This window comes from Brachybacterium sp. HMSC06H03 (genome assembly GCF_001807385.1).
Classification (GTDB): domain Bacteria; phylum Actinomycetota; class Actinomycetes; order Actinomycetales; family Dermabacteraceae; genus Brachybacterium; species Brachybacterium conglomeratum.
This window is the reverse complement of record NZ_KV788745.1, coordinates 1-6,507: the sequence shown is the minus strand read 5'-3', so window position 1 is coordinate 6,507 and position 6,507 is coordinate 1. Positions and strand designations below refer to the sequence as shown.

6 protein-coding genes and 1 pseudogene are annotated in these 6,507 nt (G+C 74.9%); 3 read left to right on the top strand and 4 right to left on the bottom strand.

Going from position 1 to position 6,507, the window contains the following annotated elements; all coding sequences use genetic code 11:
- From HMPREF3159_RS06745 to HMPREF3159_RS06735, 3 genes are all read left to right on the top strand, one after another.
- The coding region (locus HMPREF3159_RS06745) for a FadR/GntR family transcriptional regulator (RefSeq protein WP_141748111.1) at window positions 1–398 on the top strand (398 nt) is incomplete at its 5' end.
- A 98-nt stretch (window positions 399–496) separates the two neighbouring features.
- Entirely contained in the window at window positions 497–1,504 is a 1,008-nt protein-coding gene (locus HMPREF3159_RS06740) for an L-idonate 5-dehydrogenase (RefSeq protein ID WP_070500270.1), read from the top strand.
- 154 nt (window positions 1,505–1,658) lie between these two features.
- Window positions 1,659–2,723 (top strand): NUDIX domain-containing protein, encoded by a 1,065-nt coding sequence (locus HMPREF3159_RS06735; RefSeq protein WP_070500267.1) that lies wholly within the window; start codon window positions 1,659–1,661, stop codon window positions 2,721–2,723.
- 142 nt (window positions 2,724–2,865) lie between these two features.
- Here HMPREF3159_RS06735 and HMPREF3159_RS06730 read toward each other — a convergent pair whose 3' ends face one another.
- The 4 genes and pseudogenes from HMPREF3159_RS06730 to HMPREF3159_RS06715 form a co-directional block, all read right to left on the bottom strand.
- Window positions 2,866–4,179, bottom strand: coding sequence for a thymidine phosphorylase (locus HMPREF3159_RS06730; RefSeq protein ID WP_070500264.1), 1,314 nt, complete (start codon window positions 4,177–4,179; stop codon window positions 2,866–2,868).
- Between the two features lie 74 nt (window positions 4,180–4,253).
- Entirely contained in the window at window positions 4,254–4,700 is a 447-nt protein-coding gene (locus HMPREF3159_RS06725; protein WP_070500260.1) for a cytidine deaminase, read from the bottom strand.
- Window positions 4,701–4,873: 173 nt separating this feature from the next.
- Window positions 4,874–6,211, bottom strand: coding sequence for an ABC transporter permease (locus HMPREF3159_RS06720; protein ID WP_070500258.1), 1,338 nt, complete (start codon window positions 6,209–6,211; stop codon window positions 4,874–4,876).
- Window positions 6,208–6,507: pseudogene (locus tag HMPREF3159_RS06715) on the bottom strand (ABC transporter permease); the annotation flags it as partial. The pseudogene HMPREF3159_RS06715 and the gene HMPREF3159_RS06720, both read right to left, overlap by 4 nt.

The following is a 6,507-nucleotide window of genomic DNA, read 5'->3' as shown; positions in this document are numbered from 1 at the left end:
CCCGCCGTTTCGGCGCGGCGGGCCCGTCGGCCGACGGGGCCGGCGCGCTGCGCCGGCTGCTCGAGGAGATGGGCGAGGCGCTCGGCGACTCCGAGGCCTACCCCCGCCTGGACATGCGACTGCACGCCGAGATCGCCCGCCTCGCCGACAGCCCCGCGCTCCACGGCGTGCTCGACGCGGTCAGCGCCCCGCTGTTCCGCGCCATGCGCGAGCTGCGCGTGACCCGCGAGGCGCGCGGGCTCGTCGGCGCCGAGCACGCCGAGCACGTCCGCATCGTCGAGGCGATCCTCGCCGGCGACGAGGACGCGGCGAGCGACGCCATGGCGGAGCACATGCGCGCCGTCGAGGCCGTGGACCGCTCCCCCGCCGCCCAGGGATCCTCGCCGAGCCCGGCCTGACCGGATGAGACGAGTCCCCCCCCTTCACCTCCTACCCCATCACCCCCGGACGCCCACGGCGAGCGCCGCCGCGAGCATCCGCATCGAAAGGACTGGCCATGCGCTCTCTCGAGATCCATGCCCCCGGCGACCTCCGCCTCGTCGAGAAGGAGCCGACCGCCCCGGGCCCCGGCCAGGTGCGCCTCGCCGTCGAGTACGGCGGCATCTGCGGCTCCGACCTCGGCTACTGGAAGACCGGCGTCTCCGGCACCGCGGTGATGAAGCGTCCCTTCGTGCTGGGCCACGAGATCTCCGGCCGCATCGAGGAGCTCGGCGAGGGCGTCACCGACCTCTCCAACGGCCAGGGCGTCACCGTGCACCCCGCCCGCACCCACTCCCCGCTGCCGGAGGAGCTGGTGGGCCGGGAGAACCTCCACCCGGACCTGACCTACTTCGGCTCCGCCGCGCAGGACCCGCACACCGACGGCACCTTCGCCCAGTCCCTCACCGTGGACGCGGACCAGATCGTGCCGCTGCCGGAGGGGCTGTCGACCCGCCGCGCCGTGCTCGCCGAGCCGCTGGGCGTCGCGATGCACGCTGTCACCCGTGCCGGCGACCTCACCGACAAGCACGTGATGGTCAGCGGCTGCGGCCCCGTGGGCCTGCTGGTCGTGCTCGCGGCCCGCGCCGCGGGCGCCGCGCACATCACCGCCGTCGACCTCGCCGAGGCCGCCCGCGAGCGCGCCCTCGTGCTCGGGGCCGACGAGGCGCTGAAGTCCACCGACGGCATGGACCAGCGGATCTCCGTGGCCTTCGAGGCCTCCGGCGCCCCCGCCTCCCTCGACGGGATCCTGCGCAACATCGCCCGCGCCGCGATCGTGGTGCAGGTCGGGAACCTGCCCCCGACCCCGGTCAGCGTGACCCTCGGCCCGGTGGTCTCCAAGGAGCTCGAGTACCGCGGCACCTACCGGTTCGTCGCCGAGATCGAGCAGGCGGTCCAGCTGCTCGCGCGCAGCGAGGTCGCCGAGCAGGTGATCAGCGACGAGTTCGCGCTCGAGGACGCCCCGGCCGCCTTCGAGGCCGCCGCCGGCCGCGGCTCGAGCAAGGTCGTGCTCACCTTCGCCTGACGGCCGCGCCGCACCGTCCGGCCGGACCGTCCTGTCGGACCGAGCCGCCGGGCCCGGCCCCCCTCGGTCGGGATCGCCGGCTGCACCGCCCGCGGGCCCTTCGACACCACGTCGGCGGGCCGGCGGCGCTCGAGCGGCCGTAGAATCGTCCTCCATGACCGGCCCTTCCGCGCTCCCCCGTCCCCCGCGCCGCATCGTCATCGTCGCCGGGCCCTCGGGCAGCGGCAAGGGCGTGATGTCGCACCGCGCGGGCCTGCCCACGGTGCCGCTGGACGAGTTCTACCGCGACCACGACGATCCCTCCCTCCCCCACCGCTTCGGGATCGTGGACTGGGACGATCCGGCCTCCTGGAACGCGGGAGCCGCGCTCGAGGCGCTCGTCGCCCTCGCCCATGACGGGGTCGCCGAGGTGCCCGTCTACTCGATCCCGCTCTCCCGCCGCACTGGCACCGCGACGCTGCACGCCGAGGACGCCGAGCTGCTGATCGCCGAGGGGATCTTCGCCGCGCAGCTCATCGCGCCGCTGCGGGAGCTGGGGCTGCTGGCCGACGCGATCGTGCTGCAGCGCCCCACCCCGGTGGTGTTCGCGCTGCGACTGGCCCGGGACCTGCGCGAGGGCCGCAAGCCGCCGCTGATCCTGCTGCGGCGCGGCTGGGGGCTGGCCCGTGACCAGCGCGGGGACCTCGAGCGCTGGAAGGCGGCGGGGATGCGCCCGGTGGGCCTGCACGAGGGCACCCGCCTGCTGCGACGCCTCACCGCCCTCGCCGCGGCCGAGCGGCGCCACCGACCGGCCGCGGACGGCGCCGGGTCGGTCCTCGAGATCACCGCGGTCGCCTTCCTGCGCGACGGCGTGGACGGGGCAGAGCTGCTCGCGGTGCGCAAGCGCGGCACCGGCTCCTACATGCAGGTGGGCGGCAAGATCGAGCCGGGCGAATCGACGCTCGAGGCGGCGGTGCGCGAGGTGGAGGAGGAGCTCGGCGTGCGACTCGATCCGGCAGGTCTCTCCCCGCTCGGCGACTTCGAGGCCGTCGCCGCCAACGAGCCGAGCACGCGCGTGCGCTCGACGGTCTTCGTCTGTCGGCAGTCCCTCCCGGAGCCGCTGGAGGTGCGGGCCGAGCTCGCCGACCACCGCTGGTTCCCGCTGTCCGAGACGCCGGCGGGCGTGCGGCTCGCCCCGCTCATGACCGAGCACATCCTCCCGGCCCTGCGCCGCTCCTGAGACGCCGGAGTCCGGAGGTCGCGACCGCGGCCGGGCATGAGACGTGGCGTTCTGCTCCTGTTGAGCCTCAGCTCGGCACAGAGCCACGTCGCGACGGAGTCGGACATGTCGAGCGGATGAGGCCGGGCCCGCCCCGCCCGGATCAGGCGATCCGGTCCAGCACGATCCGGTGCTCGGGGGCCTCGGTGCCGGGCGCGGCGAGGGTCCAAGAGCCCTCGAGCGCCTCGAGGGCCCGGCCGATCCGCTCGGGTGTGTCGGTGTGGAGGCGGGCGAGCACGTCCCCGGCCCGGACCTCCTCGCCCAGGTGCTTCTCGATCTCGACGCCGGCGGCGGCCTGCACGGCCTCACCGGGCCGGGAGCGGCCCGCGCCCAGACGCCAGGCCGCCACGCCCACGCCCATCGCGTCCAGGCCCGTGACCATGCCGTCCTCCGTGGCGCGCAGCTCCTCGACGTGCTTCGCGGTGGGCAACGGGGCGTCCACGTCGCCGCCCTGGGCGGCGATCATCGCGCGCCAGGTGTCCATGGCGCGGCCGTCCGTCAGCGCGGCCTCGACGTCGGCATCGCGCACCCCGGCGGCCTCGAGCATCTCGCGGGCCAGCGCGACGGTCAGCTCGACCACGTCGGCCGGGCCGCCGCCGGCGAGCACCTCGAGCGACTCGCGCACCTCGAGGCCGTTGCCGGCGGTGCGGCCCAGCGGCGCGGACATGTCGGTGAGCAGGGCGACGGTGCGCACGCCCGCATCGGTGCCGAGGTCGACCATGGTGCGGGCGAGCTCACGGGCGTCGGCCTCGTCCTTCATGAAGGCGCCGGCGCCGGTCTTCACGTCCAGGGTGAGCGCGGCGGTGCCCTCGGCGATCTTCTTGGACATGATCGAGGAGGCGATCAGCGGGATCGCCTCGACGGTGGAGGTGATGTCGCGCAGGGCGTAGAGCTTCTTGTCCGCCGGGGCGAGGCCGGAGCCGGCCGCGCAGATCACGGCACCGACGTCCGCCAGCTGGCGCATCATCTCGTCGTTGCTGAGCGAGGCGCGCCAGCCGGGGATCGCCTCGAGCTTGTCGAGGGTGCCGCCGGTGTGGCCGAGCCCGCGCCCGGACAGCTGCGGCACGGCGACGCCGAAGGAGGCGACCAGCGGGGCGAGCGGCAGGGTGATCTTGTCGCCGACGCCGCCGGTCGAGTGCTTGTCGGTGGTGGGCTTGGCGAGGGAGGAGAAGTCCATCCGCTCGCCGCTGGCGATCATGGCGGCGGTCCAGCGGGCGATCTCGCCCCGCTCCATGCCGTTGAGGAACACGGCCATGGCGAGGGCGGCCATCTGCTCCTCGGCGACGACGCCGCGGGTGTACGCGTCGATGACCCAGTCGATCTGCTCGGGGCTAAGCCGCTGCCGGTCGCGCTTGGTGCGGATGACGTCGACGGCGTCGAAGGGCTCGACGGCGGGGCGGGAGGTCTGGTCGGTCATGGCGTGCTCCTGGGGTGGTGGAGGGCGGCAGGGATCAGCGGGCGGGCCAGCGGTCGGGATCGGCGCGGCCGGGGTCAGCGGGCGAGGTCGGAGGGGCCGAAGGCCTGCGGCAGCACCTCGGCCATCGTGCGTGGCCCCTCGGGGGTGAGGATCACGAGGTCGGCGCCGGCGTGCTCGGACAGCAACTGGCGGCAGCGCCCGCAGGGCATGACCACCGCGCGCTCGCCGCGGGCGAGGGACTCGTCCCCGCCGACGCACACGAAGCGGTGCAGCTTCCCGCCGCCGCCGGCGATGAGGTCGCTGATCAGCCCGCACTCGGCGCACAGCGTCACGCCGTAGCCGGCGTTCTCCACGTTGCAGCCACGCAGCAGGCGGCCGTCCTCGGCGAGCGCGGCGGCGCCCACCCGGAAGCGGGAGTACGGGGTGTAGGCGCGCTCGGCGATCGCACGCGCCTCGGCCAGGAGCGTCTCGAACTCGGCAGGGGCGGTCGGCGTCTTGGGCGCGGGCTCGTTCGCGGTCATGTGCTCGATGCTCTCACTGCGGGGGTTCGGGAGGGGAGGAACGCGCCGTCACGGGAGGGCGGAGCGCGACGTGCGGCTCCGCGCCCCGGGACGACGGGTCGCGATGCGCGACGCCGCGCCCTGGGGACCTCGGGACGCGGCGGCGCGGTGCCGCCCGGCGGGGCGGCGGGAGGTCACTGCTTGACGTAGGGCTGCCCGTCGGCCGCGGGGACCCGCACCCTGCCCACCACGCCCGCGACCGCGAACAGCGCGACCACGTACGGGAGCATGAGCAGGAAGTCGCCGGGGATGGAGACCCCGCCCTCGGCGGCGGACATGGTGCCCAGCCGCAGCTGAAGCGAGTCCGCGAAGGCGAAGGTCAGCGCCGCCAGCAGCGCGCCGACGGGGTGGTAGCGGCCCAGGATCATCGCGGCCAGCGCGATGTAGCCCTTGCCCGCGCTCATCTCCTCGCCGAAGGCGACGCCGGTGCCGATGGTGAGGGTCGCACCGCCCAGGCCCGCCACGGCGGCGCCGAGCAGCACGTTCTTCCAGCGGGTGAGGTTCACGGCGATGCCGACGGTGTCCGCGGCCTTCGGGTGCTCGCCGACGGCGCGCACGCGCAGCCCCCAGCGGGTGCGGAAGAGCGCGATGGTCAGCCCCGCGACGATGATCCACATGAGGTAGACGAGGATGTTCTGCTCGAACAGGACCCGGCCGATCACGGGGATGTCGGCCAGGACCGGGATCCGCAGGGTGGGCAGGCGCAGCGGCGCGTTGAACAGCCCGGGGTTGTCCCGCATCACGGTGCCGAAGAAGAACGAGGTCACCCCGATCGCGAGCACGTTCAGGACGACGCCGACGATGATCTGCTGGACCTGGTAGCCGACGGCGAAGAGCGCCAGCAGCGCGCCCATGATCAGGGCGACCAGCGGGGCGGCGAGCAGTCCCAGCCACACGTTCCCGGTGAGGGAGCCCACCAGCGTCGCGCCGAAGGCGCCGAACAGCAGCTGTCCCTCGATCGCGATGTTGATGACGCCCGCGCGCTCGGAGAGCACTCCGGACAGCGCCCCGAAGGCGAGCGGTACGGCCAGCACGATCGTGCCCTGAAGCAGCGTGGTCACGTCGAGGGAGCGCTGGGAGATCACCCAGGTCATGAACGCGAGGACCCAGGCGACGGCGAACACGGCGATCAGCGCGATGCGCACGCCGCGGGAGGGCCGGGCCTGTCGCGCCTGGAGGGCCCAGAGCCCGGCCGACGCGGCGAGCGCGAGGACCGACAGGGCGATCGCCCCGCCCTGCGAGGGCAGGGTGACGCGCTCGGGGACGAGACCGAGGGGGTTCAGGTCGGTCTCGCGGGCGAGCGCGAACACCGACTCGGCGCCGGGCAGGCCGCGCAGCCCGAAGAACACCAGCGCGATCAGGCCGAGCACGGTGGTGGTGGCGGGCAGGTGCCACCAGCCGGCGGGGCGGGAGTCGTCCAGACGCTTCTCGACGACGGAGTCGTCGGCGACGACCACGGGGGCGGTGCTCATCGGTGGTCCTCCTGCGCATCGGTGGTGTCCTCGCCGCGCTCGGGCGCGGGGGCGTCGGCGGTCCCGTCGGACGGATCCTGTCGGGCGTGCGTGCCGGTCCCGGAGGATCCGGCCGGCGGCGCCTCGCCGGGCGGCGCTCCCCCGTCAACGGGCACGTCGGCGCGGTGGGCGCCGCCGGAGGAGCTTTCGTCGGACCCGCCCGGGGCGGGCCCGTCGGCTGTCGTGACGGCGGTGCCGGAGGTGGTCGAGGCACCGGCCGCGGCGCCGACCGTCGCGGGGACCTCGCCGGCGCGGGT

Excerpts from the sequence above, each read along its gene's own strand:
- HMPREF3159_RS06740 (WP_070500270.1), top strand. The coding sequence starts at position 497 with ATGCGCTCTCTCGAGATCCATGCCCCCGGCGACCTCCGCCTCGTCGAG.
- HMPREF3159_RS06735 (WP_070500267.1), top strand. The coding sequence starts at position 1,659 with ATGACCGGCCCTTCCGCGCTCCCCCGTCCCCCGCGCCGCATCGTCATC.
- HMPREF3159_RS06730 (WP_070500264.1), bottom strand. The coding sequence starts at position 4,179 with ATGACCGACCAGACCTCCCGCCCCGCCGTCGAGCCCTTCGACGCCGTC.
- HMPREF3159_RS06725 (WP_070500260.1), bottom strand. The coding sequence starts at position 4,700 with ATGACCGCGAACGAGCCCGCGCCCAAGACGCCGACCGCCCCTGCCGAG.
- HMPREF3159_RS06720 (WP_070500258.1), bottom strand. The coding sequence starts at position 6,211 with ATGAGCACCGCCCCCGTGGTCGTCGCCGACGACTCCGTCGTCGAGAAG.